The organism is Microbacterium sp. Ru50 (assembly GCF_002920555.1).
GTDB lineage: Bacteria > Actinomycetota > Actinomycetes > Actinomycetales > Microbacteriaceae > Microbacterium > Microbacterium arborescens.
Genome location: NZ_PQSV01000001.1, coordinates 91,746 through 117,690 on the forward strand (window position 1 = coordinate 91,746; position 25,945 = coordinate 117,690).

The 25,945-nt window shown below is 70.6% G+C and carries 21 protein-coding genes and 1 pseudogene; 15 read left to right on the forward strand and 7 right to left on the reverse strand.

The features are described 5' to 3' along the window. Positions 1–41: 41 nt before the first annotated feature. Positions 42–1,634, reverse strand: a complete 1,593-nt coding sequence (gndA, locus tag C3481_RS00370; protein WP_064956472.1) for an NADP-dependent phosphogluconate dehydrogenase — start codon at positions 1,632–1,634, stop codon at positions 42–44. A 68-nt stretch (positions 1,635–1,702) separates the two neighbouring features. After that, positions 1,703–2,365, reverse strand: a complete 663-nt coding sequence (gene eda / locus C3481_RS00375; protein ID WP_071918015.1) for a bifunctional 4-hydroxy-2-oxoglutarate aldolase/2-dehydro-3-deoxy-phosphogluconate aldolase — start codon at positions 2,363–2,365, stop codon at positions 1,703–1,705. A gap of 96 nt (positions 2,366–2,461) precedes the next feature. On the opposite strand from eda, the gene C3481_RS00380 reads away from it, so the two are divergent. Further along, positions 2,462–3,904 carry a gluconokinase gene (locus tag C3481_RS00380; RefSeq protein ID WP_103840382.1) on the forward strand — a complete coding sequence of 481 codons (1,443 nt, stop codon included), beginning with the start codon at positions 2,462–2,464 and terminating at the stop codon, positions 3,902–3,904. Then, a complete protein-coding gene (locus C3481_RS00385; RefSeq protein WP_103840384.1) occupies positions 3,901–4,869 on the forward strand; it encodes a phosphoglycerate dehydrogenase in 969 nt (322 codons plus the stop codon). The genes C3481_RS00380 and C3481_RS00385 overlap by 4 nt, the downstream gene beginning before the upstream one ends. On the opposite strand, the gene C3481_RS00390 is transcribed toward C3481_RS00385, so the two are convergent. Next, on the reverse strand, positions 4,844–5,539 hold the full coding sequence (locus tag C3481_RS00390; protein WP_103840387.1) for a FadR/GntR family transcriptional regulator: 696 nt from the start codon (positions 5,537–5,539) through the stop codon (positions 4,844–4,846). The genes C3481_RS00385 and C3481_RS00390 overlap by 26 nt on opposite strands. A 164-nt stretch (positions 5,540–5,703) precedes the next feature. On the opposite strand from C3481_RS00390, the gene C3481_RS00395 reads away from it, so the two are divergent. The 3 genes from C3481_RS00395 to C3481_RS00405 are packed head-to-tail and all read left to right on the forward strand — an operon-like array spanning position 5,704 to position 8,932. Beyond that, positions 5,704–7,092, forward strand: a complete 1,389-nt coding sequence (locus C3481_RS00395; RefSeq protein WP_103840389.1) for a GntP family permease — start codon at positions 5,704–5,706, stop codon at positions 7,090–7,092. Between the two features lie 43 nt (positions 7,093–7,135). Further along, positions 7,136–7,903 (forward strand): glucose 1-dehydrogenase, encoded by a 768-nt coding sequence (locus tag C3481_RS00400; protein ID WP_064956477.1) that lies wholly within the window; start codon positions 7,136–7,138, stop codon positions 7,901–7,903. A gap of 15 nt (positions 7,904–7,918) precedes the next feature. After that, positions 7,919–8,932, forward strand: a complete 1,014-nt coding sequence (locus tag C3481_RS00405; protein ID WP_103840390.1) for a zinc-binding dehydrogenase — start codon at positions 7,919–7,921, stop codon at positions 8,930–8,932. A 92-nt stretch (positions 8,933–9,024) separates the two neighbouring features. Here C3481_RS00405 and C3481_RS16680 read toward each other — a convergent pair whose 3' ends face one another. Continuing rightward, positions 9,025–9,147, reverse strand: coding sequence for a hypothetical protein (locus tag C3481_RS16680; protein ID WP_023950368.1), 123 nt, complete (start codon positions 9,145–9,147; stop codon positions 9,025–9,027). 213 nt (positions 9,148–9,360) lie between these two features. Here C3481_RS16680 and C3481_RS00410 point away from each other — a divergent pair, with 213 nt between their 5' ends. The 3 genes from C3481_RS00410 (at position 9,361) to mfd (ending at position 14,301) form a co-directional block, all read left to right on the forward strand. Beyond that, on the forward strand, positions 9,361–9,999 hold the full coding sequence (locus C3481_RS00410) for a 50S ribosomal protein L25/general stress protein Ctc (RefSeq protein ID WP_023950369.1): 639 nt from the start codon (positions 9,361–9,363) through the stop codon (positions 9,997–9,999). A gap of 65 nt (positions 10,000–10,064) precedes the next feature. Next, positions 10,065–10,646 carry an aminoacyl-tRNA hydrolase gene (pth, locus tag C3481_RS00415; protein ID WP_023950370.1) on the forward strand — a complete coding sequence of 194 codons (582 nt, stop codon included), beginning with the start codon at positions 10,065–10,067 and terminating at the stop codon, positions 10,644–10,646. A 58-nt stretch (positions 10,647–10,704) separates the two neighbouring features. Further along, positions 10,705–14,301 (forward strand): transcription-repair coupling factor, encoded by a 3,597-nt coding sequence (gene mfd / locus C3481_RS00420; protein WP_181021863.1) that lies wholly within the window; start codon positions 10,705–10,707, stop codon positions 14,299–14,301. Between the two features lie 15 nt (positions 14,302–14,316). Here the strand turns inward: mfd and C3481_RS00425 are convergent, their stop codons facing one another. The 3 genes from C3481_RS00425 to C3481_RS00435 form a co-directional block, all read right to left on the reverse strand. Next, a complete protein-coding gene (locus C3481_RS00425) occupies positions 14,317–15,708 on the reverse strand; it encodes a basic amino acid/polyamine antiporter (protein ID WP_103841928.1) in 1,392 nt (463 codons plus the stop codon). A gap of 121 nt (positions 15,709–15,829) precedes the next feature. Continuing rightward, complete coding sequence (gene gdhA, locus C3481_RS00430; protein ID WP_088380015.1) at positions 15,830–17,185, reverse strand: NADP-specific glutamate dehydrogenase; 1,356 nt, start codon at positions 17,183–17,185, stop codon at positions 15,830–15,832. A 128-nt stretch (positions 17,186–17,313) separates the two neighbouring features. Then, entirely contained in the window at positions 17,314–19,986 is a 2,673-nt protein-coding gene (locus C3481_RS00435) for a phosphoenolpyruvate carboxylase (RefSeq protein WP_064956481.1), read from the reverse strand. Positions 19,987–20,102: 116 nt separating this feature from the next. Between C3481_RS00435 and C3481_RS00440 the strand changes: the two genes are divergently transcribed. The 7 genes and pseudogenes from C3481_RS00440 (at position 20,103) to eno (ending at position 25,920) form a co-directional block, all read left to right on the forward strand. Further along, positions 20,103–20,762, forward strand: coding sequence for a MazG family protein (locus tag C3481_RS00440; protein ID WP_258038985.1), 660 nt, complete (start codon positions 20,103–20,105; stop codon positions 20,760–20,762). A gap of 31 nt (positions 20,763–20,793) precedes the next feature. Continuing rightward, positions 20,794–22,050, forward strand: coding sequence for a histidine--tRNA ligase (gene hisS / locus C3481_RS00445; RefSeq protein WP_219817652.1), 1,257 nt, complete (start codon positions 20,794–20,796; stop codon positions 22,048–22,050). Between the two features lie 62 nt (positions 22,051–22,112). Then, positions 22,113–22,364, forward strand: coding sequence for a hypothetical protein (locus C3481_RS00450; RefSeq protein WP_071918021.1), 252 nt, complete (start codon positions 22,113–22,115; stop codon positions 22,362–22,364). Beyond that, positions 22,361–22,948, forward strand: a complete 588-nt coding sequence (locus C3481_RS00455; RefSeq protein ID WP_237049175.1) for a hypothetical protein — start codon at positions 22,361–22,363, stop codon at positions 22,946–22,948. Before C3481_RS00450 ends, C3481_RS00455 begins: the two co-directional genes overlap by 4 nt. Before the next feature lie 279 nt (positions 22,949–23,227). Next, positions 23,228–23,767 (forward strand): annotated as a pseudogene (locus tag C3481_RS00460) (SGNH/GDSL hydrolase family protein); the annotation flags it as partial. A gap of 96 nt (positions 23,768–23,863) precedes the next feature. After that, a complete protein-coding gene (locus tag C3481_RS00465) occupies positions 23,864–24,541 on the forward strand; it encodes an O-methyltransferase (protein WP_103841931.1) in 678 nt (225 codons plus the stop codon). Between the two features lie 98 nt (positions 24,542–24,639). Beyond that, complete coding sequence (eno, locus tag C3481_RS00470) at positions 24,640–25,920, forward strand: phosphopyruvate hydratase (protein WP_023950384.1); 1,281 nt, start codon at positions 24,640–24,642, stop codon at positions 25,918–25,920. Positions 25,921–25,945 lie beyond the last annotated feature (25 nt).

Genomic DNA, 25,945 nt, shown 5'->3' on the forward strand with positions numbered 1-25,945 from the left:
GGAGATGCTCGGCGGGGCCTTCGTCGACCCGGAAGTCGGGGTCAGTGCGTGTCTTCGGCCTCGACCTCGGAACGGTCGCCCGACCACAGCGTGTGGAAGGTACCGTCCTTGTCGATGCGCTTGTAGGTGTGCGCTCCGAAGAAGTCGCGCTGGCCCTGGATGAGGGCCGCGGGCAGGCGCTCCGCACGCAGGCCGTCGTAGTACGACAGCGACGAGCTGAAGGCGGGAGCCGGGATGCCGGCGCCGGCAGCGGCCTGCACGACGTGACGCCAGGCGTCCTGAGCGCGGCCGAGCGCCTCGACGAAGTACGGCGCGGTCAGGAGGACGGGCAGCTCGTCGCCCGTCGCGTACGCATCGGCGATGCGGTTGAGGAACTGCGCGCGGATGATGCAGCCACCGCGCCAGATCTTCGACACCGCACCGAGGTCGATGTTCCAGCCGTACTGCGCGGCACCGGCACGGATCTCGTCGAAGCCCTGCGAGTACGCGACGATCTTCGAGGCGTAGAGCGCGAGACGCACCTGCTCGATGAAGGCATCGGGGTCCTCGACGGTGAACGACGCGTCGTCGGGCCCGGGCAGCGAGCCCGAGACGTCGCGCTGCTCGCGGTGGCTCGAGAGCGAACGCGCGAACACGGCCTCCGCGATGCCCGAGACGGGAACACCGAGGTCGAGCGCCGTCTGCACGGTCCACGCACCGGTTCCCTTGGCGCCGGCCTGGTCGACGATCACGTCGACGAGCGGCTGGCCGGTGGCGGCATCCGTCTGGCGCAGCACCTCGGCGGTGATCTCGATCAGGTACGACTCGAGCTCGCCGCGGTTCCACTCGGCGAAGATGTCGGCTATCTCGGCGGGCGACTTGCCCGTGCCGCGGCGGATGAGGTCGTAGGCCTCGGCGATGAGCTGCATGTCGGCGTACTCGATGCCGTTGTGCACCATCTTCACGAAGTGGCCGGCGCCGTCGTGGCCGACGTGCGTCACGCACGGCTCGCCCTCGGCGACCGCAGCGATCGACTTCAGGATCGGGCCGAGCGTCACCCACGACTCGTCGGGGCCGCCGGGCATGAGGGACGGGCCCAGGAGGGCGCCCTCCTCGCCGCCGGAGACTCCCATGCCGACGAAGTTGAAGCCGGCCTCGCGGACAGCCTTCTCTCGGCGAATGGTGTCGGTGAACAGAGAGTTGCCGCCGTCGACGATGATGTCGCCCGGCTCGAACACCCGCATCAGCTCGTCGATGACGGCGTCGGTGGGGCGACCGGCCTTGACCATGATGATCGCGGTGCGCGGCTTCTGCAGGTTGGCCGCGAACTCCTCGTACGAGAAGGCGGGGATGAAGCCCGCCTCGGGGTGCGCCTCGATGAGCTCGTCGGTCTTCGACCGCGAGCGGTTGAACACGGCGACGGTGTTGCCCTCGCGGCTGGCGAGGTTACGGGCGAGGTTCGAGCCCATGACGGCGAGTCCGACCACGCCGATGTTGGCGGCGCCGGAACCGGCCTCCGCGGGGGCAGCGCTCTCGTCGGGGGTCGGGCGGTCGACCTCCTCGGGACGCGGAGCGCCCTCGTGAGCAGTGGCCGCTTCGTGCGGCGCCTGATCCTGATCGGTCGAGGGTCCTGTCGGTGAGGGGGTCGACGCCATGCGTAGCTCCAGGTTCGCGTGCGGGTGGAATGGCAGGGACTGCGAGAGAGCCCGGCTCTCTCGCCACTTTATCCGTTCGGCAGACCGGCCGGAGCGGCTTGCGACGAGGCCGCGACGCGTGCGACGGCGTCGGATGTCGCCCGCACGATGGGCGCCGCGTCACGTGCCTCGACGGCGTCGCGCGGCAGCATCCACGAACCGCCGACGGCCATCACCCGGGGGTGGGCGAGGTAGGAGTCGAGGTTCGTGGCGTCGATGCCCCCGGTGGGCACGAAGCGCACGTCGCCGAAGGGGGCCGCGAGGGCGCGGAGCGCGGGGAGGCCGCCGGAGGTCTCGGCGGGGAAGAACTTCACGGTCGTGATGCCGGCGGCCAGCGCCGCCATGATCTCCGAGGCGCTGATGGCTCCGGGGATGAGGGGAACCCCGCGCTCCGCGGCGCGATCGGCGACCGCCGGGTGGAAGCCGGGGGAGACGAGGAAGCGCGCTCCCGCGTCGACGGCGGTATCGACCTGCGCGGGCGACACGATCGTGCCGGCACCGACGAGGATGTCACCCCGTGCCGCGATCGCCGCGATCGCGTCGGGTGCTGCGGCGGTGCGGAAGGTGATCTCGGCCACCGGGAGCCCGCCTTCGGCGAGGGCATCGACGATGAAGGAACCCTCGGCGACGGAATCGGCCACGACGACCGGAACGAGTCGGTACCGGGCGATCTGATCGAGAACAGCGGCCATGATGTTTCTCCTCGGGGTGTTCATCTTCGACCGAATGATCATATCATTGGGTCTCGGCGACGCTGCTGCCCGCCGGACACCCGACGATGGGCCCTCATGAAGATCCTCGCTCTCGAAGCCAGCACCACCTCGGCGAAGACCATGCTCTTCGACACGGACACCGGCGCGGTCGCCGTCCGCAGCCGGAGGTTCGAAGTCGACGGACCCGATTCCGCGGTCCGGGACGCCGATCCGATCTACATCCAGCTCATGGCCCTCGGTCGCGAGGCCGCGGCCGGCCAGCGGATCGACCTCATCGTCCTGAGCGGCACGTGGCACGGCCTGACCCTCCGCTCCGACGACCTCTCGGCAGTGACCCCGGTGATGGAGTGGCCCTACACCGGGGCGCAGGACCTCAGCGCCGCGTTGCGCGCGGACGACGACTTCACGTGGTGGTTCTACGAACGCACCGGTTGCATGGTCAACGCCATCTACCCCGTGTTCAAGCTCCAGTACCTCCGCTCGCAGGGGCTCGACATCGACGGACTCCTCGCCCTCGACCAGGCGAGCCTCATCTTCGCCCGGATGACGGGTGAGGTCTGGACGAACAATTCCCTGGCCTCCGGCAGCGGGCTGCTCTCGGCCACCGATGCCACATGGGACCGCGAGGTCATCGACCGGTTCGACCTCGGCCGGGTGCGGCTGCCCGAGCTGCACGAGACGACGGCGACAGCGCCGCTGTCGGCCGAGGCGGCGGTGCTCCTGGGGCTCGCGGCGGGCACCCCGGTGCTGACACCCGGTCCGGACGGGGGTCTCAACCAGGTCGGCGACCTCGCGACCGAACCGGGGGAGATGACCTTCTCGATGGGGACGAGCGGCGCGCTCCGGGTCGCCTCGCGCCACCCGGCGTTCTCACCCACCCTCAGCACCTGGTCGTACCGCTCGCCCCTCGGAGCGCTCAGCGGCGCCGCCACCTCGGGATGCGGCAACTGCGTCGACTGGGCGCGCGATCGCCTCTTCGGCGCCTCGACGGACTACCTCGACATCGAGCCGTCGCTGTCGACCGACCGTGTCGACCTCCCGGTCTTCCTGCCTTTCCTGTTCGGCGAGCGGAGCCCCGGCTGGCAGGACCAGCGTCGCGGCGGCTTCGTCGATCTCGCGCCGGCGCACTCGCGTGTGGACATGTACCAGTCGGTGCTCGAGGGCATCGTCTATTCGCTCTACCACTGCTACAAGGAGCTCACGGCGCTCGGCGGCACGCCACGACGGATCATCCTCTCGGGCGGCGTCCTCTCCTCGCCGTTCTGGACGCAGCTGACCGCCGACGTCTTCGGGGTCGAGATGCAGGTCTCGGCGCAGCAGCACACCTCGATCGTCGGTGCGGTGCGGATGGGGATGCTCGCGAGCGGGCTCGACCTGCGGCATCCGGCATTCGACGACGTGGAGGTGCGCACGATCGCACCCCGGACGGAGTACCGCGACCGCTACGACGAGGGCTTCGCCCGCTACCTCGACCAGTATCAGCGGACGGTGCCCGGGTCGCAGGGAGCGGCGCGATGAAGGTCCTCGTGACGCCGACCTCGCTGTGCCGTGATCCGCAGGGCGCGTCGCTCCGCAGGCTCCGCGACGCGGTCGGCGAGGTCGTCCTCAATCCCCACGGACGCCCGCTCACCGCGGCCGAGCTCGTCCCGCTCGTCGCTGACGTCGACGGCATCATCGCCGGCCTCGACGACTACGACGAGGCCGTCCTCGCCGCCGCGCCCCGGTTGCGCGTCCTCGCGCGGTACGGCGTGGGCGTGGACCGGGTAGACCTGGATGCCGCGGCGGCGCGGGGGGTCATCGTGACGCGAACCCCCGGTGCCAATGCGATCGCCGTCGCCGAGCTCGCGATCGGCCTCGTGCTCGCCGCGGCGCGGGGCATCCCCCGGCTCGACGAAGCGGTGCGCGCGGGGGAGTGGCCGCGCCTCGAGGGCAAGGAGCTCACGGGCGGCACCGCGGGGATCGTCGGGTTCGGGGCGATCGGCCGCCTGGTCGCCGAGCGTGCGCGGGGTCTCGGGATGACGGCGATCGCCTACGACCCGATGCTGCCCGACGAGGCGTTCGCGCAGGCCGGGGTCGAGCGGGTCGAGATCGACGAGCTGTGCCGCCGCAGCGACGTCGTCACCCTCCACGTCCCGCTGCTTCCCGAGACCCGTCATCTGCTCGACGAGCGCCGGCTGGGGCTGCTGCCGCCGGGAGCGATCGTCGTCAACACCGCTCGCGGCGGCCTGCTCGACGAGGCCGCGGCGCGCCGTGCGCTCGACGAGGGGCGCCTTCATGGCGTCGCGGTCGATGTCTACGAGACCGAGCCGCCCTCCAGCTCGCCGCTCGTCGGGCATCCGGGCGTGGTGGCGACACCGCATGCGGGAGGTCACACCGGCGGTGCCGTGCAGCGGATGACGGATCAGTCGATCGATGCGCTCGTCACGGCGCTCCGCGGCGGCCGGGCCGACGGGCTGGTCACACCAGCGCCCGCACCTCGCTGAGCACGGCGTCGACGTAGCCGCGGGTGTGGCGCTCGGCGCCGTCGGCATCGCCGCGCGCGATCGCCGCGGCCGTCTGCACGTGGTTGTTCAGGGCCTCTTCGTAGGGGACCGCGGGCGTGAGACCCACATCGGAACGCCCCGCGATGACGGCGGCGATCGCGGCCTTGTTCGCGGCAAGCATGAGGTTGCCGCTCATGTCGAGGATGAGGTCGTGGAACTGGATATCGACCTCGAGGTACTCCGGCGAGGCGCCGCGCCCGCTGTGGCCGAGCTCTTCGAGGCGTGCCGCGAGCCGCAGCAGCTCGGACCGCTGCACGTCGGTGCCGCGTTGCGCGGCCAGGCGCGCCGCGATCGGCTCGACCGCCGAGCGCAGCTCGTTGACCACGACGATCTGGTGATCGCGCCGGGGAGAGGCGAGCTGCCAGCCGATGAGGCGGGTGTCGAGCGCGCTCCACTCGTTCGTCGGCGTCACGGTCAGGCCGACCCGGCGGCGGGACGAGAGCATGCCCATGGCCTCGAGGACCCGGACCGCTTCGCGCACGACCGTCCGGGAAACGCCGAACTCGGCTTCGAGATCCGCGAGGGTGCACACCGATCCCGGTGCGAGCTCACCCGATGCGATACGCAGCCCGAGAGCGTCGAGCACGGATCCGTGGGATGCCTGCGCCATGACGCCTCCGAAAAATACGATCAGTGGTTGTAAAAGATACGATCATTGTGCGAGGATCGCTCTGCTCCGCTGCCGTGGCACGGGGCAGCTCGAATACTAACGCGGGACGATCCGCGGGGCTCGGCCCCCCGGTCGTCCGCTTCCCGACATCAACGGAGATACCGATGGAAGACTGGACCCAGACCCTGGGTGCCGGACCGCTGCTGCTCATCGCAGTCGGCGCGATCGCCCTGATCCTGTTCCTGATCATCGTCTGCAAGGTGCACGCCTTCCTGACGCTGATCATCGTCTCGCTGCTCACCGCGTTCGTCGCGCAGGTGCCGGTCTCAGCGATCGCGAAAACCTTGACCGACGGCTTCGGCGGAACACTCGCCGGCGTCGCGCTCCTCGTCGCCCTCGGCGCGATGCTGGGCAGGCTCATCGAGCACTCCGGCGGCGCCAAGGCGCTCGCCGACAAGTTCGTCGAGATCTTCGGCGAGAAGCGCGCCCCGTTCGCGCTCGGCATCGCGTCGCTCATCCTCGGCTTCCCGATGTTCTTCGACGCGGGGCTCGTCATGATGCTCCCGATCATCTTCGCGATCGCCCGCCGCGTCTCGAAGGCGAACGTCCTGCTGTTCGGCATCCCCGCCGCTGCGGCGTTCTCCGTCATGCACGTCTTCCTGCCGCCGCACCCCGGCCCCGTCACCGCGACCGAGGCGTACGGGGCGAACCTCGGCCTCGTCCTGCTCCTCGGCCTCGTCGTCGTCTTCCCCGTCTGGTACGTCTCCGGTTACCTGTGGGGCAAGTTCATCGCCGCGCGCATCCCGCTGCCGGTGCCCGCTCTCTTCGGCGAGAAGGACGACGACCAGCCGGCGAACCCGCCGCGTCCGCTGACGATCGTGCTGCTCCTGCTCCTGCCCATGTTCCTCATCTTCATGAACACGGGACTCACGACCCTCGCCTCTGCTGGTGCCGTGTCGACGGACGACCTGTGGGTCCAGGTCCTGGTGCTCCTCGGCAACTCGTTCGTGGCTCTGCTGATCACCGTCATCGTCGCGACCTTCGTGCTGGGCACGCGCCGCGGTGAGAACGGCACGGCGCTCGAGAAGGTCGTCGACTCGGCCCTCGGTCCCGTTGCCTCCGTCATCCTCATCACCGGCGCCGGTGGCATGTTCGGCGGCGTGCTGCGCGCCTCGGGCATCGGTGACGCGCTCGCCGACACGCTGTCCGACCTCGGGCTCCCGGTCATCGTCGCGGCCTACGTCATCGCGGTGATCATCCGTCTCGCGCAGGGCTCGGCCACCGTCGCCCTCGTGACGGCCGCAGGTCTCGCGGCTCCGGCAGTGGCCGCGGGTGATTTCAACCCGCTCCAGGTGGCCGCGATCGTCCTGGCCACCGCGGCCGGCTCGGTGTTCGCCGGACACGTCAACGACTCGGGCTTCTGGCTCGTGGGGCGCCTCATGGGCATGGACGTGAAGACGACCCTGAAGACGTGGACCGTCCAGCAGGCGATCGAGTCGGTGCTGGCGTTCGTGCTCGTGCTCGGTCTGTTCGGGCTCGCGTCGCTCATCTGAGTCCACCTGACGACTGTTCTCTTCCGGACGACAAGGAGTTCCCATGTCCTCTCTGTTCGATGTGACCGGGCGCGTCGCCCTCGTGACGGGTTCGTCACGAGGGCTAGGGCGATCCCTCGCGCTCGCCCTGGCGCGCGAAGGCGCACGTGTCGTCGTGCACGGCCGCGACGCCGAGGCGGTCGAGCGCACGCGGCGGGAAGTCGCCGAGGCCGGCTCGCCCGAGCCGGTGTCCGCGGTCTTCGACGTCACGGATGCCGCTGCCGTCGAGGCGGGGGTCGCGGCGATCATCGCCGAGGTCGGAGTGCCCGACATCCTCGTGAACAACGCGGGGATCCAGCGGCGCGCGCCGTTCACGGAGTTCCCCGTGGCCGACTGGGACGAGATCGTCGCGGCGAACCTCAACGGCGTCTTCTACGTCGCACGGTTCGTCGCCCCCGGCATGGTGGAGCGCGGATCGGGCAAGATCGTCAACATCGCCTCGGTGCAGTCGGCGCTCGCGCGCCAGACGATCGCGCCCTACTCCGCGACCAAGGGCGCTGTGGCGCAGCTGACGAAGGGGATGGCGGCCGACCTCGCCCGGCACAACGTGCAGGTCAACGCACTGTCGCCCGGGTACTTCGCGACGGAGATGAACCGGGCGCTCGTCGACGACGCCGACTTCAGCGCGTGGCTCGCGCAGCGCACGCCGGCGCAGCGGTGGGGCGACTTCAGCGAGCTCGACGGAGCCCTGCTCTTCCTCTGCTCGGACGCCTCGAGCTTCGTGTCGGGGCAGAACATCTTCGTCGACGGCGGCATGACCGCCGTCGTCTGACCCGGAAGGACCGTCATGCGCGCAGCACACATCCACGGCAAGCAGCACATCGAGATCTCGGAGGTCGCCGAGCCCGAACCCCGTGACGGGGAGGTGCGGATCCGCGTCGACTACGTGGGCATCTGCGGGTCGGACCTGCACTACTACTACGAGGGCGCGAACGGGGCGTTCGTCGTGCGGGAGCCTCTCATCCCCGGGCACGAGCTGAGCGGCCGCATCGATCTCGACCCCACGGGGCAGTGGCAGCCCGGCACGCCGGTGACGCTTCACCCCGCCACCTTCGGGCGGAAGGTCGAGGCGATCGCCGACGACCCGCACCTCTGGCCCGGCGGAGCGTATCTGGGCAGCGCCTCGACGACTCCGCACACCCAGGGCGCCCTCGCCGAGCTCATCGTCGCCGATCGGTCCATGGTGCGACCCCTCCCGCCGACGCTGCCGGTCCGTCGCGCCGTGCTGGCCGAGCCGCTCGCCGTCGCCCTGCACGGGCTGAGCAAAGCAGGCGACGTCGCGGGTGCACGGGTCCTCGTGACCGGTGCCGGGCCGATCGGACTGCTCGCAGTGGCAGCGGCGACCGCCGCCGGGGCGGCGGAGGTGCACGCCACCGACGTGCTGGCCGGACCCCTCGACCGTGCGAGCCGACTCGGCGCGACCCGAACGTTCGACGTCACCACGGAGCAGCCTCCCGCTGACGCCTACGACATCGTGCTGGAGTGCTCGGGTGCCGCGGTCTCGGTGTCCGCGGCGCTGCGCGCGGCGCGGCCGGCCGGGCGCGTCGTGCAGGTGGGAATGGTCCCGAACGAGCCGCGACCGATCAACCTGGCGCCCTTCATCTCCAAGGAAGTCGTCTACGTCGGCACCTTCCGTTTCAAGGACGAGATCGACGAGGCGGTCCGGCTCCTCGACGAGCGCCCCGAGATCGAGCAGGTGATCACCCACGTCGTCGACGCCGATGACATCGTCGAGGCGTTCGCGACGGCCAAGGACTCGGAGGCCTCCGGCAAGGTCGTCGTCGCGGTCTGGCCCGCCTGAGCTCGACGCGAAAGCGCGAGGCGCGCCCCCTCACCGGGTGGCGCGCCTCGCGCTTTCGTCGATCGGGGCGTCGCGTCGACGCCCGGGTCGGGTCAGCCCTTGCGGTAGCCCTGTCGTCCCATCGCGAACAGCGCGAGGCTGACCGAGACGATCGAGCCGAGCGTCATCGCACCGATGACCCACAGAAGCACGTGTGAGAACCAGCCGTAATCCATTTTTCCTCCGGGCGTAGACGACGTCTCAACCACCCTACCCAGCGCTGGTAGAGTGGGGGTGTACTTCGGCGAGGGATGCCGCGTGCCCGCTGTGCGGGAACCGGGATCCGTGATCGACGAGGGTGTGTGCAGGACGTTTCCTCTCCACGCGCTCGCGTTCGCGTCGAACCCGCATACCGCTGAGCCGGGCCTCGGGCCCACAAGGAGAAACGCATGTCCACGGAGACCGACACCAAGGTCGTTGCAGAGACGCGCACCAACTTCGGCAAGGGCTTCGCCCGCCGTCTGCGTGCCGCCGGTCAGATCCCCGCCGTCATCTACGGCCACGGCACCGACCCCGTGCACGTCGCGCTGCCGGGCCACCAGATGCTGCTGCTCGTCCGCCGCGCCAACGCCGTCATCGAGCTGTCGATCGACGGCAAGGAGCAGCTGGTGCTCGTCAAGGACGTCCAGCGCGACCCCGTGCGCCAGATCATCGAGCACATCGACCTCCTCGTCGTGAAGAAGGGCGAGAAGGTCCAGGTCGACGTTCCCGTCGTCGTCACCGGCGAGCCGTTCTCGGGCACCATCGCGACGCAGGACGCGTCGTCGATCACGCTCGAGGTCGAGGCGACCCACATCCCGACCAACGTCGAGGTCGACGTCGAGGGCCTCGAGGACGGCGCCCGCATCACGGCAGCCGACCTGACGCTGCCTCGCGGCGCCGCTCTGATCACCGACCCCGAGACGCTCGTCGTCGCCGTGTCGGTCCCCGCATCGACGCTGGCCGCCGCCGACGAGATCGAGGCCGCCGACGAGGCGACCGCCGCCGAGCAGGCCGACGAGGCCGAGGGCGACGAGAAGTCCGAGTAAGACTCATCCCCGCGGAGCCCGTTCTCACCCCGTGAGGACGGGCTCCGTCGTTCGAAAGGCGCGCCATGGCGGACACCTGGCTCATCATCGGTCTCGGCAACCCCGGGCCGCGTTACGAGGCGACTCGGCACAACATCGGCCAGATGGTCATCGACGAACTCGCGAGCCGGCGCGGTGAGACCCTGCGATCGCACAAGGCCAACGCCTGGGCAGCCGAGTCGTGGCTGCGCCCCGGAGCCGCCAAGATGGTGCTCGCCAAGCCGAAGACGTTCATGAACGTCTCGGGCGGCCCGGCCGCCGCGCTGGCCTCCTTCTACGGCGTCGACCCCGGCCGCGTCATCGTGGTCCACGACGAGCTCGACATTCCCTTCGACACCATCAAGCTCAAGACGGGTGGTGGCCACGGTGGACACAACGGCGTCCGTGACATCGCCAAAGCCCTCGGCACTCCCGACTTCGCCCGCGTCCGCGTCGGGATCGGACGTCCCCCGGGCGCGCAGGATCCGGCGGACTGGGTCCTCGACCCGTTCTCGTCGGCCGAGCGGAAGACCCTCGGCATCCTCGTGTCGGATGCCGCTGACGCGGTCGAGACGGTCGTGGGCGAGGGGCTCCTCGCCGCGCAGCAGCGCTTCCACGCGCCGCGCTGAGCCCGCCGCGCAGTCCGACCCGGGCGCCCGTGTCGGCGGCCGGCGGTAGGCTTCTGTGGTGACAGTTCCCGGGATCGTGCGCGCCCTTTCGCAGGCTGACTCCTTCCGGGAGGCGGTGACATCCGGAGCCGTCGGCAGTCTCGACTACTCGCTGGTCGACGGGCTCGACGCCCCCCTCCTCGCGGCTCTGCTCGAGCAGCGTCGCCGCGACGGTCGACCCGCTGTCGTGCTCGCCGTCGCTCCCACCGGTCGCCGCGCCGAGACTCTCGGTGCCGCGCTGCAGTGCCTCGTCCCCGAGGCCGAGATCGTGCACTTCCCCGCCTGGGAGACCCTGCCGCACGAACGGCTGAGCCCGAGCCCCGAGACCGTCGGACGCCGTCTCGCCGTGCTTCGCCGTGCGGCCGCGCACGACGGCAGCGCACCGCTGGTCATCACGGCCTCCGTCCGCGCGGCCCTGCAGCCGCTCGCGGCCGGTCTGACCGACGCCGACCCGGTGTCGCTGTCGGTCGGAGCGCGGGGGAGCGACCTCGAACAGGTGGTCCGGCGCCTCGTCGAACTCGCCTATCATCGGGTCGACATGGTCTCCCGTCGCGGCGAGTTCGCAGTCCGCGGCGGCATCCTCGATGTCTTTCCGGCCGCGGCCGACCACCCGCTGCGCATCGACTTCTTCGGCGACGAGGTCGATCAGATCCGCGCGTTCTCCATCGCCGACCAGCGATCACTGCCCGGCGAGGTCGGCGAGGCCGTGCTCCTGCCGGCGCGTGAGCTGCTGCTGACGCCGGCCGTCCGCGAGCGGGCTGCGGCGATGGCCCCGACCTTCCCGAGTCTGACGGGCATGCTCGAGAAGATGTCGCAGGGCATCCCCGTCGAGGGGATGGAGTCGCTGCTGCCCGCGCTGGCGGAGGGCATCGTGCCGCTCGTCGACTATCTGCCCCGCGGCTCGGCGATCGCTCTCGTCGACCCCGAGCGCTCGCGCACGCGGGCGCGCACCCTCGGTGAGACCAACCGCGAGTTCCTCGAAGCGGCCTGGAGCGCGGCGACCGCCGGGGCTGACAGCCCCGTCGATCTCGGCGCGGGCGACTTCCTGACCCTCCCCGCTTTGCGCGACGCGATGCGCGAGCGCTCCGGGGTGTGGTGGACCCTCAGCGCCTTCGACTCGGGAGCAGCGGATGCCGCCGGCGAGGGGCTGACCGAGACCGGCGACGACCTGCGTGTCGACGGCAGCGCGGTGCCCTCGTTCCAGGGCAACGTCGACGGTGCCACCGCCCACATCGGCGACCTGCTGGCGCGCGGCTGGCGCGTCGTCGTCTGCGCCTCGGGTCCCGGGCTCGTCGACCGGGCCCGCGACGTGATGGCTGAGCGCGGGATCGCCGCCCGCACGAGCGATGGCGTCGCCGAGCTCTCCGACGAGGCCGTCGCGGTCTGCGTCGTGGCATCGCTCGAGCGCGGTTTCGAGTCGGCCGAGGCGAAGCTCGCCGTCCTCACCGAGAGCGAGTTCTACGGCCGCACGATCGGCAGCGACGGCCGCGTGGTGAAGAAGCTCGCGACGCGGCGGCGCAACGTCGTCGACCCGTTGCAGCTGAAGCCCGGCGACGTCGTCGTGCACTCCACCCACGGAATCGGCAAGTTCGTCGAGCTCGTCCAGCGTGAGGTCTCCAGTGGAGGCCGCAACGCGGTGAAGACGCAGCGCGAGTACCTCGTGCTCGAGTACGCGCCCGCCAAACGCGGCTATCCCGGCGACAAGCTCTTCGTGCCGACCGATCAGCTCGACCAGCTCTCGCGCTACGTCGGCGGCGAGACCCCGGTGCTGTCGAAGATGGGCGGCAGCGACTGGGCGGCCGCGAAGGGCAAGGCGCGCAAGGCCGTCCGTGACATCGCCGTCGAGCTCGTCAAGCTGTACTCGGCCCGCATGGCGTCGAAGGGTCACGCGTTCGGGCCCGACACCCCGTGGCAGCGTGAGCTCGAAGAGGCGTTCCCCTTCGCGGAGACGCCCGACCAGCTGCAGACGATCGACGAGATCAAGGCCGACATGGAGAAGCCGATCCCGATGGATCGCCTTCTCTCGGGCGACGTCGGATTCGGCAAGACCGAGGTCGCCGTCCGCGCCGCGTTCAAGGCGATTCAGGAGGGGAAGCAGGTCGCGATGCTGGTCCCGACCACGCTTCTCGCGAAGCAGCATCTCGAGACGTTCACCGAGCGCTTCGCCGGATTCCCGGTGAAGGTGCGCCCCCTGTCGCGGTTCCAGACCGCGAAGCAGGCCCGCGAGACGGTCGACGGGCTCGCCGACGGCACCGTCGACATGGTCATCGGCACCCACCGCATCCTGACCGAGAAGGTCGCCTTCAAAGATCTGGGGCTCCTCATCATCGACGAGGAGCAGCGGTTCGGCGTCGAACACAAGGACTCGCTGAAGAAGCTGAAGACCGGCGTCGACATCCTCGCGATGAGCGCGACGCCGATCCCGCGCACGCTCGAGATGGCGGTGACCGGTATTCGGGAGATGTCGACCCTGGCGACCCCGCCCGAGGAGCGGCATCCGATCCTCACCTACGTCGGACCGCGCAGTGACAAGCAGATCGCGGCCGCCATCCGGCGCGAGCTGCTGCGCGAGGGCCAGGTGTTCTTCGTGCACAACCGGGTGCAGTCGATCCAGCGAGTCGCGGCGCAGCTCGGTGAGCTGGTGCCCGAGGCGCGCATCGCCGTCGCGCACGGCCAGATGGGCGAACACCAGCTCGAGCAGGTCGTCGACGATTTCTGGGAGCGGCGTGCCGACGTCCTCGTCTCGACGACGATCGTCGAGACGGGGCTCGACATCTCCAACGCGAACACCATCATCATCGACCGTGCCGACAAGTACGGCCTGAGCCAGTTGCATCAGCTGCGCGGCCGAGTCGGGCGCGGGCGCGAGCGGGCGTACGCGTACTTCCTCTACGACGAGAACAAGCCCCTCAGCGAGACGGCCGCCGACCGCCTCGAGACGATCGCCGTCAACAACGACCTCGGCTCGGGCATGCAGGTCGCGCTGAAGGACCTCGAGCTGCGCGGCGCGGGCAATCTGCTGGGCGCCGAGCAGGCCGGCCACATCGCCGGGGTCGGGTTCGACCTCTATCTGCGGATGATCGGCGAGGCCGTCTCGACGTTCCGGGGCGAGGAGGTCGACGGGCCGGCCGAGCTGCGGCTCGAGCTGCCCGTGGCCGCGCGCATTCCCGAGGACTACATCGACAGCGAGCGCCTGCGCCTCGAGGCGTATCAGAAGCTCTCGGCGGCGGCAGCCGTCAGCGCCAAGGACGATGCGATCGACCTCGTGGTCGAAGAGCTCACCGACCGGTACGGGCGCCCGCCGGCCGAGGTGGAGGGTCTGCTCGCGGTCGCCCGGCTGCGCCGCCGCGCAGCCCAGGCCGGGCTGACGGACGTCGTTGCGATGGGACCGAATCTTCGGGTCGCGCCGGCCCGGCTGCCCGAGTCGATGCGCATCCGGCTGCAGAGGCTGTACCCCAAGGCCAAACTGCTCGCCGGCGGCGAAGCCCTCGTGGTCCCGCTGCCGACCGCCGGCGGTGCCGCGCTCGGCGATGCCGACCTCATCGCGTGGACGGGTCAGCTGCTCGACCAGCTTTTCCCGGTCGCCACGACGGCAGCGTCGCCCGCCGCATCCTGAGGTTTGCGCGGCGGGTCAGATGCTGATCTGGCCCGTTGCCAGCAGCACGACGGCGCTCACCGCGCCCAGGACGGCGGCGGCGAACACCAGCCACTCCACTCTCGTGAAGACACGCGCACCCGCCTTCCTGCGCGCCACGGCGAACAGCGCGGTCCCGGGCACGATGATCAACAGCGACAGCAGAAGGTAGTGCGCGCCGGCCGCGATCAGGAGGAAGAGGGTGTAACCGGTCGCGATGACGGCGACGATCAGGTCGCGTGACCGTGCGCGGTCGCCCGGGCCGTACGTCTCGCCGGTGAGAGTGAGCTTGAGGGCGTAACCGGCCGAGAGGACGAAGGGGATCAGCACGAGCGCGCTCGTCAGATCGAGCGCCACCGAGAAGGCGTTCTCGGCGAACAGGACGACGACCAGCAGCACCTGCACGAGCGTCGTCGACAGCATGAGCGCACCCACCGGGGTGTCCTGGGCGTTGGTGCGCGAGAGGAACCGCGGCAAGTCTCCGGACCGCGAGGCCTCGAGCAGCACCTCGGCGGCCATGAGCGTCCACGAGAGGTACGCGCCGAGCACCGCCACGATGAGCGAGACACCGATGAACACTGCACCGGCCGGGCCCACGATCGTCTCCAGGACTCCGCCCAGCGACGGCTCGGGGAGCGAGGCGATCTGTTCGCGCGGCAGCACGCCGAACGAGACGATGGTCACCGAGGCGAAGACCGCGAGCACGCTGAGGAAGCCGAGGAGTGTCGCGCGCCCCACGTCACGGCGCGAGCGGGCGTGACGAGAGTTGACGCTCGCCCCCTCGAGGCCGATGAAGACGAAGACGGTGACGAGCATCGTGGCGCGGATCTGGTCCCACAGCGGCGCTCCCGACGGGCCCGCCCAGTTGGCGGCGAACACCGCGGGATCGAAGACCGTCGCGCAGAGCACGACGAACACCACGATCGGGAGCGTCTTGGCGATGCTGACGACGCGGTTCACCGCGGCCGCGGAGCGGACGCCCCGCCGGATGAGGATGAAGAACAGCCAGAGCCCCGCCGACGACACGCCGACGGCAGCGACGGTGTCGCCGGCTCCGAGCGCCGGGAACACCGCGCCCAGGGTCGAAGTGATGAACACCCAGTAGAAGACGTTGCCCGCGCACGCGCTGGCCCAATATCCGAACGCGGAGAAGTATCCGAGGTACCTCCCGAAACCGGCGCGTGCGTAGCTGTAGACGCCCGCGTCGAGGTCCGGCCTGCGGTTGGCGAGCAGCTGGAACGCGAAGGCGAGGGCGAGCATCCCGCCTCCCGCGACCGCCCACGCGACGAGCGTCCCGGCGACACCGGTCTCGGCGGCGAAGCCGGCGGGAAGGGAGAAGACCCCCGCGCCCACCATCGAGCCGATGACGAACGTCGAGAGGGTGAGCATCGACACGGTCGCGGGTCGGGTTCCCGGACGCGTGACACCAGACTCCGTGGGGGAGGAGGGATCGGAAGGCACGGGGTGAAAGCCTAACCCGGCTCGCGCTCCACCCGGCTCCCGGCCGGCGTCAGATGACTCCCTGCGCGAGCATCGCGCGCGCGACGCGCTCGAAACCGGCCGCGTTCGCCCCGACGACGTAGTCGCCCGGACGTCCGTAGCGCTCGGAGGCGGCGAAGGCCGCGTCGTGGACGTTCTTCATGATCTCGCGCAGCTTGTTCTCGCTGTCGGCGAAGCCCCAGCGCTGGCGCGACGCGTTCTGGCTCATCTCGAGCGCGGAGGTCGCGACGCCACCCGCGTTCGCCGCCTTGCCGGGGCCGAACAGCACCCCGGCGGCGCGGAACGCGTCGACCGCCTCTGGAGTCGAGGGCATGTTGGCACCTTCGACCACGACGCGTACGCCGCCGGCGACGAGAGCGCGCGCGTCGTCGCCGTCGAGCTCGTTCTGCGTCGCGGACGGAATGGCGACGTCGACCGCGGTGCGCCACGGACGGCCACCCTCGACGTACGTCGCGCCCGGCCGGTGATCCAGGTACGCCGAGATGCGGCGGCGGTCGATCTCCTTGACCTGTTTGAGTATGGCGAGGTCGATCCCGTCTTCGTCGACGATCGTGCCGGACGAGTCGGATGCCGTGACCGGCGTCGCACCGAGCTGGTACGCCTTCTCGATGGCGTATGTCGCCACGTTGCCCGAACCCGATACGGCGACGCGCTTGCCGTCGAGCGAGTCGCCCTCGACGGCGAGCATCTCCTGCGCGAAGAAGACCGCACCGTAGCCCGTCGCCTCGGTGCGGACCTCGGCGCCGCCCCACTGCACCCCTTTGCCGGTGAACATGCCCGACTCGTGACGGTTCGTGATCTTGCGGTACTGCCCGAAGAGGTAGCCGATCTCGCGCGCACCGACGCCGATGTCGCCGGCGGGAACGTCGGTGTGCTCACCGAGATGGCGGTACAGCTCGTTCATGAACGACTGGCAGAAGCGCATGATCTCGGCATCCGACCGGCCGTGCGGGTCGAAGTCGCTGCCGCCCTTGGCGCCGCCGATCCCCTGACCGGTGAGCGCGTTCTTGAAGATCTGCTCGAAGCCGAGGAACTTCACGATCGACAGGTTCACCGTCGGGTGGAACCGCAGTCCGCCCTTGTACGGGCCGAGCACCGAGGAGAACTGCACACGGTAGCCGCGGTTGACCCGGACGGTGCCGGCGTCGTCGAGCCACGGCACGCGGAACATGATCTGCCGCTCGGGCTCGACCAGCCGCTCGAGGATGCCGTCGCGCGCGAGCTCGGGCTGCGCCTCCACGACCGGTGCGATCGCCTCGAGCACCTCGTGGACGGCCTGTTGAAACTCGGGCTCGTGCGGATTGCGCTGCAGGACGGTGGCGAACACCGACTGGACGGATGAGGGCAGGGGAGCGTGTTCGGTCATGGTGGAGCTTTCTGGCCGAGCGGGCGGGACCCGATTCACGCTAGCGGGCGCGGCGGCGCCTGCCCGGCCATATGACGATCGGGACGATGACGAGCGTCGGTCGGTGACCGCGATCACCGACCGACGCGTCATCCGGTGTTCTGCAGACCCGCCGCTACGCCGTTGACGGTGAGCAGCAGCAGGCGCTGCCACTCGGGCGGCGTCGGTGCGTCATGTTCGGTGGAGCGGAGCACCCGCAGCGCGCGCAGCTGCAGCAGCGACAGGGCGTCCACGTAGGGGCTGCGCATCTTCACCGCGCGCTGGAGCACGGGCTTGTTGGCGAGCAGACCGTCACCGCCGGCGATGCGCACGACCCAGTCGCGGGTGAGCAGCATCTCGTCGACGACGAGCTGCGCGAGGTCGTCGCGGTCGGCCAGCGCGAGGTGACGACGCGCCATGCGCGGGTCGGCCTTCGCGAGGCTCATCGCCACGTTGTCGATGACCGTCCGCAGGAGCGGCCACTGCTCGTACGCCTCGCGCAGCAGGGCTTCGTCGCCGACCGCCTCGAGCGCGGTCCCGAGGCCGAACCAGCCCGCGAGGTTGATGCGCGCCTGCGTCCAGGCGAAGACCCACGGGATCGCGCGGAGGTCTTCGAGCGACTCGACGGACAGCCCCCGGCGCGCCGGGCGCGAGCCCAGGGCGAGGAGTCCGATCTCCTCCATCGGCGTGACGGCGGCGAACCACGGGGCGAAGCCCGGTGCCTTCACGAGCGAGAAGAAGCGCTCGCGCGAGGCGGCATCCATCGTCGCCGCGACGTCGGCGTACCGCTCCGCGGCGCGGCTGTTGCGCTCTTCGATCGATGGCGCCGACGCCAGCAGGATCGCCGCGGCGACCTGGTCGATGTGGCGCAGGGCGATGTCGGGGTCGCCGTAGCGGGCGAAGATGACCTCGCCCTGCTCGGTGAGCTTGAACCGGCCGTCGACGGAGTGCGGGGGCTGCGCGAGGATCGCAGAGTTCGCGGGGCCGCCTCCGCGGCCGAGCGCGCCGCCGCGCCCGTGGAACAGGGTCAGTTCGATGTGCTGCTCCTGCGCCCAGGCCGCGATGCGTGCCTGGGCCTCATAGAGAGCGAGGTTGGCCGCGACGGGTCCGACGTCCTTCGACGAGTCGGAGTAGCCGAGCATGACCTCCAGCCGCCGGCCGGTCGCGTCCAGGCGGGCGGCGAACGCCGGGTGGTCGACGATCTCCGCGAGGATCCCGGGCGCCGCCTGCAGATCGGCGAAGGTCTCGAACAGGGGGATGACGTCGAGCACGGGGGGCGTGCCGTCGGGGCCGACGGCGTGGCGCGCGAGGGCGTGCACGTTCGCGAGGTCGTCCGCCGACTGCGTGAACGACACGATGTATCGGCCGGCCGCTCGCGGACCGAAGCGCTTCTGCACCTGCGAGATGGTGCGGAAGACCTCCAGCACCTCGACCGCGAGATCGCTCAGCTCGCCGCCGGCCTCGCACTCGGCGAGCACCTTGGCGTGGACGGCGGAGTGCTGGCGGACCTCGAGCTCGGCGAGGTGGAAGCCGAAGGTCTCGACGGCCCAGATCAGCTGTTGCAGCGCACCGAACGCCTGACGCTTGGCCCCGGCCTCGTCGAGCGAGCTCTGCACGACGCGCAGGTCGGCGAGGAACTCCTCGGGGTCGCTGTAGGCGAGATCGGCGTTGCGCGCCCGGGTCGCGCGGATGCGCCGTGTGAGCAGCATCATGACGCGCTTGTGGTGCTCGCCGGGTGCACGCTTCACGGCGTCGGCCGCGCCTTCGTCGTCGGATGCCGCCAGGCGATCCCAGAGAGCCCGCAGTGCGCTGCTCGGCGGCGTGGTCTCTCCCGACATCGTCAGCCCGCGGCCGACGCGCTCGGTGCTGCGCTCGAGTCCGAGCAGGACGTGCTCGGCAGCGATGCCCGCCGCCTTCTTCGTGACCGAAGCGGTGACGAAGGGGTTGCCGTCGCGGTCGCCTCCGACCCACGTGCCGAGGCGAACGAACGGCGCCACGACCGGGGGCCGGCTGCCGGCGACCTCGCCCTGCAGCGCGTCGTCGAGGCGGCGGTATACCAGGGGGATCGTCGTGTAGAGCGTGTCGTCGAACACCGCCATGACGGCCCGCACCTCGTCGGTCGGCGTCGGCTTCTCCGCGCGCAGCGGCGAAGTGCGCCACAGGGTGTCGATCTCCTCGAGCATGCGCCGACGTGCGCGGCGGTGCTCGGCGCCTCCGGCAGCAGAGTTCTCGAGCGTCTCGAGCAGGGTCACCAGTCGTCGGATGCTCTGCGACACCGCGCGCCGCCGCGCCTCGGTCGGGTGAGCGGTGAAGACGGGGTGGAAACGCAGCTCGCGCAGACGCCGAGCGGCCTCGTCCTCGCCGACCTCGCTCGAGAGCTGGGCGTAGGCGGCGGGGATCGAGTCGCTCGCGCTGTCCTGGTCGGAGACGCCGGCGCGCTCGCGCAGGAGCCGGACGCGCTGGTGCTCCTCAGCGAGGTTGACGAGGTGGAAGTAGACCGTGAACGCGCGCGCGACCTCGTCGGCGCGGTCGACGCTGAACGATTCGGCGATCGCGGCAGCCCGTTCGAACGCCTCCGGGGAGTCGTCGGTGTAGGCCTGGATGGTGGCGCCCCGCAGCCGTTCGACGTCGTCGAAGAGACCGGGGGAGCCGCTCTCTCGCAGCACCTGTCCCAGCATCGAACCGAGCATGCGCACGTCGGAGCGCATCGCCTCGGGAATCTCCTGCTCGGCCTCGTATCGGCCGACGAGATCGATCGCTTCGGTTCGGGTCAGCTCGCGCATGCCTCCCAAATTACTGGCACCCGCGGGGTCTGATTGACACGGTCGTCGTACACATGCCGCTCGGCCCCGCTGTGTTACGCCGGACTACCCTGGGACTCCCCGTCCGAAGGAGCCCGATGTCCGATCCGCTGCGCACTGCCGCCGACACGATGCGCGCCGTCCGCGACCGATGCGTGTGGACGGCGCAGATCTCCCATCGCGACCTCGTCCCGTACCTGATCGAGGAGTCGGCGGAGGTCGTCGATGCCGTCGAGGCCGGTACCGCTGCGGATCTTCGCGAAGAGCTGGGCGACCTCCTCTGGCAGGTGCTGTTCCATGCCGAGATCGCGTCGCGCTCGGCATCCGACCCCTTCGACATCGACGACGTCGCCCGGGGCCTCACCGAGAAGATGGTGCGGCGGCATCCGCATGTCTTCGGCGACGAGACGGCGGAGACGCCGGAGCAGGTGCTCGTGCTGTGGAACGCGGCGAAGGCGGCCGAGAAGCGAACCCGCACGAGCGTGCTCGACGGCGTGTCCGTCCACATGCCGACGCTCGCTCTCGCGCAGAAGATGCTCGCCAAATCGGCTCCTGTCCTGTCGGCGGCGCCGCCGCTCCCCGCGGAGCCGCCCGCCGACGAGGCCGAGCTCGGCGAGGCGTTGCTCGGCCTCGTCGCGCACGCCCGCGCCCAGGGATGGGATGCCGAACGCGCGCTTCGCGAACGGCTGCGCATCCTCGACGCCGACATCCGCGCGGCCGAGGGCGCCGGTGACTCCGCCGCGAACCTGGAAGGATAGGACGGTGCCCACCGTGAACCCGCCGCGCGGCATGCGCGACTTCCTTCCCGCTGACAAAGCCCGCCGCGAGCGCGTTCTCGCCGTTGTCCGCGAGCGCTATCGCGCGCACGGCTTCGACGAGATCGAGACGCCGGTCATGGAGGAGTACGGACGTCTCCACGCCGGCATCGGCGGCGACAACGAGAAGCTCGCCTACAACGTCCTCGCGCGCGGACTCGACGCCGACGGCATCCGCGCCGCGGCCGACGACCCGGCCGCGCTGACGGACCTGGGGCTCCGCTACGACCTGACGGTGCCGCTCGCCCGCTTCTACGCCTCGCACCGTGCGGAGCTGCCGACGGTGTTCCGTGCGATCCAGATTGCGCCGGTGTGGCGCGCGGAGCGGCCGCAGAAGGGCCGTTACCGGCAGTTCGTGCAGTGCGACATCGACATCATCGGCGACGCGACCCCGCGCGCGGAGGCTGAGTTGATGGCGGCGAGCCTCGACGCGCTCGACGCGCTCGGACTGGCCGGAGCCTCGGTCCGCGTCAACGACCGGCGCGTGCTCGACGAGATGCTCGCGACGTTCGGTTTCGCCGAGGCCGAGCGCCCGGGCGTGCTCATCACGATCGACAAGCTCGACAAGCTCGGCGCCGACGGCGTCGTCGCCGAGCTGCGCGATCGCGGCGCGACACCGGCCGCCGCTGATGCGTTCGAGGCGTTCCTTCGACGTCCGCAGGCGGATGCCGCGGGGTTCGACGCCGACGGCATCCGCTCGCGACTGCCCGAGGGCGTGGGCGACGACGTCATCGCTCACCTCGTCGGCATCGGTGAGGCCGTGCGCGCGGCGCGCGGCGGCTCGGCCGAGGTGCCGCTGGTCTTCGACCCGTTCCTCGTGCGCGGCATGGGCTACTACACCGGCACGATCTTCGAGCTCGCGCACCCGTCGGTGTCGTACTCGCTCGGCGGGGGCGGTCGCTACGACGGCATGATCGGCCGGTTCCTCGGCTCGGACGTGTCGGCCGTGGGCTTCTCGCTGGGATTCGAACGGCTCGTCGACCTGCTCGGCGCGTCCGCGGGCGATGATCGCACCGGCATCGTGCTCGTCCACGATCGTGACGTGCCGCTTCCCGAGCTCCTCGCCGCGAAGTCGCACCTGGTCGAGACCGGCTCCCGGGTGCGGCTCGAGCAGCGCCCGAAGAACCTCAAGGCGCTGCTGGAGCGCGCGGCCTCCGACGGCTACGCCTCGTTCGTCACGTTGCGCGCGGGAGAGGATGTCCGCTCGGCCGAGCCGCGCTCCATCGACTGACGATGATACTCCTCGTCAACGGGAGGTTGACGTTCTTCCATCTGTCAACCTAGCGTTGACGCATGGAAGAGCGCACCTCACGTCGGCAGATCATCCGGTTCCGATGGGCGGCGGCCGTGGCCGCCATCGCGGGATCCGTCCTCGCGATCCTGGCCATCGGGTTCGACTTCTCGGGCTTCTGGGGTGGCTTCGTGCTGGGCACAGGGGTCGGGTCGATCGTGCTCGCCGCCTACCTCTCGGGCCTCGTCACGGGGATGAGCCGCGCTCTGTCGGCTCCGACGTGGCTCCCCGCTCGCGAGACCGGGTCGGTGTGAGCCCTCACCGCGTCAGCGCTCCCGTCGGCGGTGCCAGCACCGCTCCAGCTGGCATCGACAGCATCGGCGACGACATCGGTCGCATCGTCCTCGATGCCGCAGGGGTGCAGGAGGCGGAGGGACTCGACGCCGAGGGGCACGTGCAGCTCATCGCCGCCAGCGCCGCGGCCGAGCGGGCGGCGCGCACACTTCTGCATCGGTCGGTCGTGGCGGCGCGCGCCGGCGGAGCCAGCTGGTCGCGCATCGGTGCGGAGCTCGGGATGTCGCGTCAGGCTGCGCAGCAACGCTTCGGAGCTGATCCGTCGGCGGGGGAGGAGTCGGCGGAGGAGCGATGGCTCGGGCCCGTCACCGCGTTCGACGAGCTGCCCGAACTCGAGGCAGCGGGGCGGCAGGGGTGGCGGACCGTGGGAGCCGGGATGCTCGCGCACCGGATGCGACGCACCGACACCCAATGGGAGCATCGCCGCATCCTGTGGCGGGTCTCGCTGGATCGGGAGCGTCAGGACGGCTGGGAGGTCGGCTGCCGGGCGTTCCCCTGGATCTACCTGGTGCGGGATCTCGGCATCCCACCCGTCGCCGACTGACCCTCCGCGGGCCCGTTCGCGTGAGCGTCGGACGGTCTTCCGCGTTCGTTCACCCGGCGGTGTTGTGCTGGCGCCATGACCACACCTGCGGTGCGCATCGCCGCTGCCGTCGGCGGTGCCGTTCTCTCGGCCGGGGCCGTCGTGCTCACCTCGCGCGTCGTCCTCACCCGGCAGGCCGCGCTCGCGCGGGAGCGGATCGGCAAGCCCCTGGGCGAGCTCGCACTCGACGCGGACCGGCTGTGGCGCCGCTCCTACGCCGGCGAGCCGGTGCGTCTGGTGATGCTCGGCGACTCGCTCGCCGCGGGGCTCGGGGCGGAGCGTCGGAAGGACACCCTCGGCGGACGGCTCGCCCGGGGACTGGCGAAACGGGCGCGCCGCCCCGTGCGGCTTCGCACGGGCGCCGTCGTGGGCGCGGAGTCGGCGACGCTGCCGGACCAGATCGCAGCGCTCGGCGACGATGCCGCCGCAGACGTCGCCGTCATCGTCGTCGGAGGCAACGATGTGACGCACCGGATCCCGCCCGGCGACGCCGCCCGCAGCCTCGCCGATGCGGTCGAGGCGCTCCGCTCCCGAGGATGCGCCGTCGTCGTCGGCACCTGCCCCGACCTCGGCGCCCTCCGTCCGGTTCCGCAGCCGCTGCGGAGCTTCGCATCGCGGGCGTCGCGGGCGCTCGCCGACGCGCAGGAGACGGCGGCGCGGGCAGCCGGTGCACGGGTCGTCTCACTCCGACGCGCCGTGGGGCCGGTGTTCGTCGACCGCCCGGACGAGATGTTCTCCCTCGACCGGTTCCACCCCAGCGCCCTCGGTTACCGGCGCACCGCCGACGCGCTGCTCCCGGCCGTGTTCGCGGCCCTCGACGACACGACGGCGGCGCGGATGCTGGCGCGCGCGGACGTCGTGCGGTTGGCTGAGAGCATGACGACCGACCCCACTCCCGATAGATGGAGACGCACCGACGCGTACCTGACGGCCACCCTCGTGACACCCGATCCGGATCTGGATGCCGCTCTCGCGGACCAGCGTGCGGCGGGACTCCCCGCGATCGAGGTCTCGCCGCTCAGCGCCAAGCTCCTGCAGCTGCTCATCCGGATCGGTGGCGTACGGCGAGTTCTCGAGATCGGCACGCTCGGCGGGTTCTCCACCATCGCGATGGCCCGCGCCCTGCCGGGGGACGGGCGGCTGCTGACGATCGAGGCGGAGCCGCGCAACGCCGAGGTCGCCCGCACCAGCATCGCGCGGGCCGGGGTCGACGACCGCGTCGAGGTGCGGGTCGGTCGAGGCGCCGACGTGCTCCCGGACGTCGACGAGGAGTTCGACCTGGTCTTCATCGACGCCGACAAGGAGTCCAACACGATCTACCTCGATCACGCGGCGCGATTGACCCGCCCCGGTGCGATCGTCGTCGTCGACAACGTCGTGCGCGCGGGACGTGTCAGCGATCCCGCGACGGAGGACGAGCAGGTGGCGGGCACCCGGCGAGGACTCGAGATGCTCGCCCGTGATCCGCGTTTCGACGCGACCGCGCTGCAGACCCTCGATCTCAAGGGCTGGGACGGCGTCGCGATCGCGCTGCGGGTCGACCCCGCGTCATAGTCCCGGCAGGCCCGGTGGCGGCGGCCCCGGTCATCACTAGACTCAGAGTGGACCGACGACGCTCCACGACTCACCCTCCACAAGCAAGGAGTACCCCTGTGGCACTGATCGAGGCTGTAGGCGCACGCGAGATTCTGGATTCGCGTGGCAACCCGACCGTTGAAGTGGAGGTGCTCCTCGACGACGGCATCGTCCAGCGTGCGGCCGTCCCCTCCGGCGCATCCACCGGCGCGTTCGAGGCGTACGAGCTCCGCGACGGCGACAAGAGCCGCTACGGCGGCAAGGGCGTGCTCAAGGCCGTCACGGCCGTCATCGACGAGCTCGGCCCCGCCATCGAGGGCGTCGACGCGAGCGAGCAGCGCATCATCGACGAGATCCTCATCGAGACCGACGGCACCGAGAACAAGTCGCGCACGGGCGCGAACGCCATCCTCGGCGTCTCGCTCGCCGTTGCGAAGGCCGCGGCCGACTCCGCAGACCTGCCGCTGTTCCGCTACCTCGGCGGACCGAACGCGCACGTCCTGCCCGTCCCGCTGTTCAACGTCATCAACGGTGGCGAGCACGCCGACAACGGCATCGACATGCAGGAGTTCTTCCTCGCGCCGATCGGCGCAGAGACCTTCAGCGAGTCGCTGCGCTGGGGCACCGAGGTCTACCACGTCCTCAAGGGCGAGCTGAAGGCCGCCGGCTACGCCACCGGCCTCGGCGACGAAGGCGGTTTCGCGCCCGACCTGCCCAGCAACCGCGAGGGCCTCGAGTTCCTCGTCAAGGCGATCGAGAAGGCCGGTTTCAAGCCCGGCTCCGAGATCGCCCTGGGTCTCGACGTTGCGGCGACGGAGTTCTTCAACGACGGCGTCTACCGCCTCGACAACAAGGACTGGAACGCCGAGCAGCTGACGGACTACTACGTGCAGCTCGTCAACGACTTCCCGATCGTCACGATCGAGGACGCCCTCGCCGAGGACGACTGGGACAACTGGACCGCCCTCACCGAGAAGCTCGGCGACAAGGTGCAGCTGGTCGGCGACGACCTGTTCGTCACCAACCCGGCGCGTCTGGCCGACGGCATCCGCCGCAAGGCCGCCAACTCGCTCCTGGTGAAGGTCAACCAGATCGGCACGCTGTCCGAGACGCTCGACGCGATCGCGGTCGCGCACCGCGCCGGCTACACCACGATGCTGTCGCACCGCTCGGGTGAGACCGAGGACACGACCATCGCCGACCTGTCGGTGGCGGTCAACGCCGGTCAGATCAAGAGCGGCGCGCCCGCGCGCTCGGAGCGTGTGGCGAAGTACAATCAGCTTCTGCGCATCGAGGAGGAGCTGGGTGACGCCGCGGAGTTCATCGGCCGCGCTGCGTTCCCGCGATTCCAGGGCTGATCTGCGCTGAAACGTGACGAGAGGG

Coding starts and splice junctions, on each gene's coding strand:
- gndA (WP_064956472.1), bottom strand. CDS start 1,634: ATGGCGTCGACCCCCTCACCGACAGGACCCTCGACCGATCAGGATCAG.
- eda (WP_071918015.1), bottom strand. CDS start 2,365: ATGGCCGCTGTTCTCGATCAGATCGCCCGGTACCGACTCGTTCCGGTC.
- C3481_RS00380 (WP_103840382.1), top strand. CDS start 2,462: ATGAAGATCCTCGCTCTCGAAGCCAGCACCACCTCGGCGAAGACCATG.
- C3481_RS00385 (WP_103840384.1), top strand. CDS start 3,901: ATGAAGGTCCTCGTGACGCCGACCTCGCTGTGCCGTGATCCGCAGGGC.
- C3481_RS00390 (WP_103840387.1), bottom strand. CDS start 5,539: ATGGCGCAGGCATCCCACGGATCCGTGCTCGACGCTCTCGGGCTGCGT.
- C3481_RS00395 (WP_103840389.1), top strand. CDS start 5,704: ATGGAAGACTGGACCCAGACCCTGGGTGCCGGACCGCTGCTGCTCATC.
- C3481_RS00400 (WP_064956477.1), top strand. CDS start 7,136: ATGTCCTCTCTGTTCGATGTGACCGGGCGCGTCGCCCTCGTGACGGGT.
- C3481_RS00405 (WP_103840390.1), top strand. CDS start 7,919: ATGCGCGCAGCACACATCCACGGCAAGCAGCACATCGAGATCTCGGAG.
- C3481_RS16680 (WP_023950368.1), bottom strand. CDS start 9,147: ATGGATTACGGCTGGTTCTCACACGTGCTTCTGTGGGTCATCGGTGCG.
- C3481_RS00410 (WP_023950369.1), top strand. CDS start 9,361: ATGTCCACGGAGACCGACACCAAGGTCGTTGCAGAGACGCGCACCAAC.
- pth (WP_023950370.1), top strand. CDS start 10,065: ATGGCGGACACCTGGCTCATCATCGGTCTCGGCAACCCCGGGCCGCGT.
- C3481_RS00425 (WP_103841928.1), bottom strand. CDS start 15,708: ATGCTCACCCTCTCGACGTTCGTCATCGGCTCGATGGTGGGCGCGGGG.
- gdhA (WP_088380015.1), bottom strand. CDS start 17,185: ATGACCGAACACGCTCCCCTGCCCTCATCCGTCCAGTCGGTGTTCGCC.
- C3481_RS00435 (WP_064956481.1), bottom strand. CDS start 19,986: ATGCGCGAGCTGACCCGAACCGAAGCGATCGATCTCGTCGGCCGATAC.
- C3481_RS00440 (WP_258038985.1), top strand. CDS start 20,103: ATGTCCGATCCGCTGCGCACTGCCGCCGACACGATGCGCGCCGTCCGC.
- hisS (WP_219817652.1), top strand. CDS start 20,794: ATGCGCGACTTCCTTCCCGCTGACAAAGCCCGCCGCGAGCGCGTTCTC.
- C3481_RS00450 (WP_071918021.1), top strand. CDS start 22,113: ATGGAAGAGCGCACCTCACGTCGGCAGATCATCCGGTTCCGATGGGCG.
- C3481_RS00465 (WP_103841931.1), top strand. CDS start 23,864: ATGACGACCGACCCCACTCCCGATAGATGGAGACGCACCGACGCGTAC.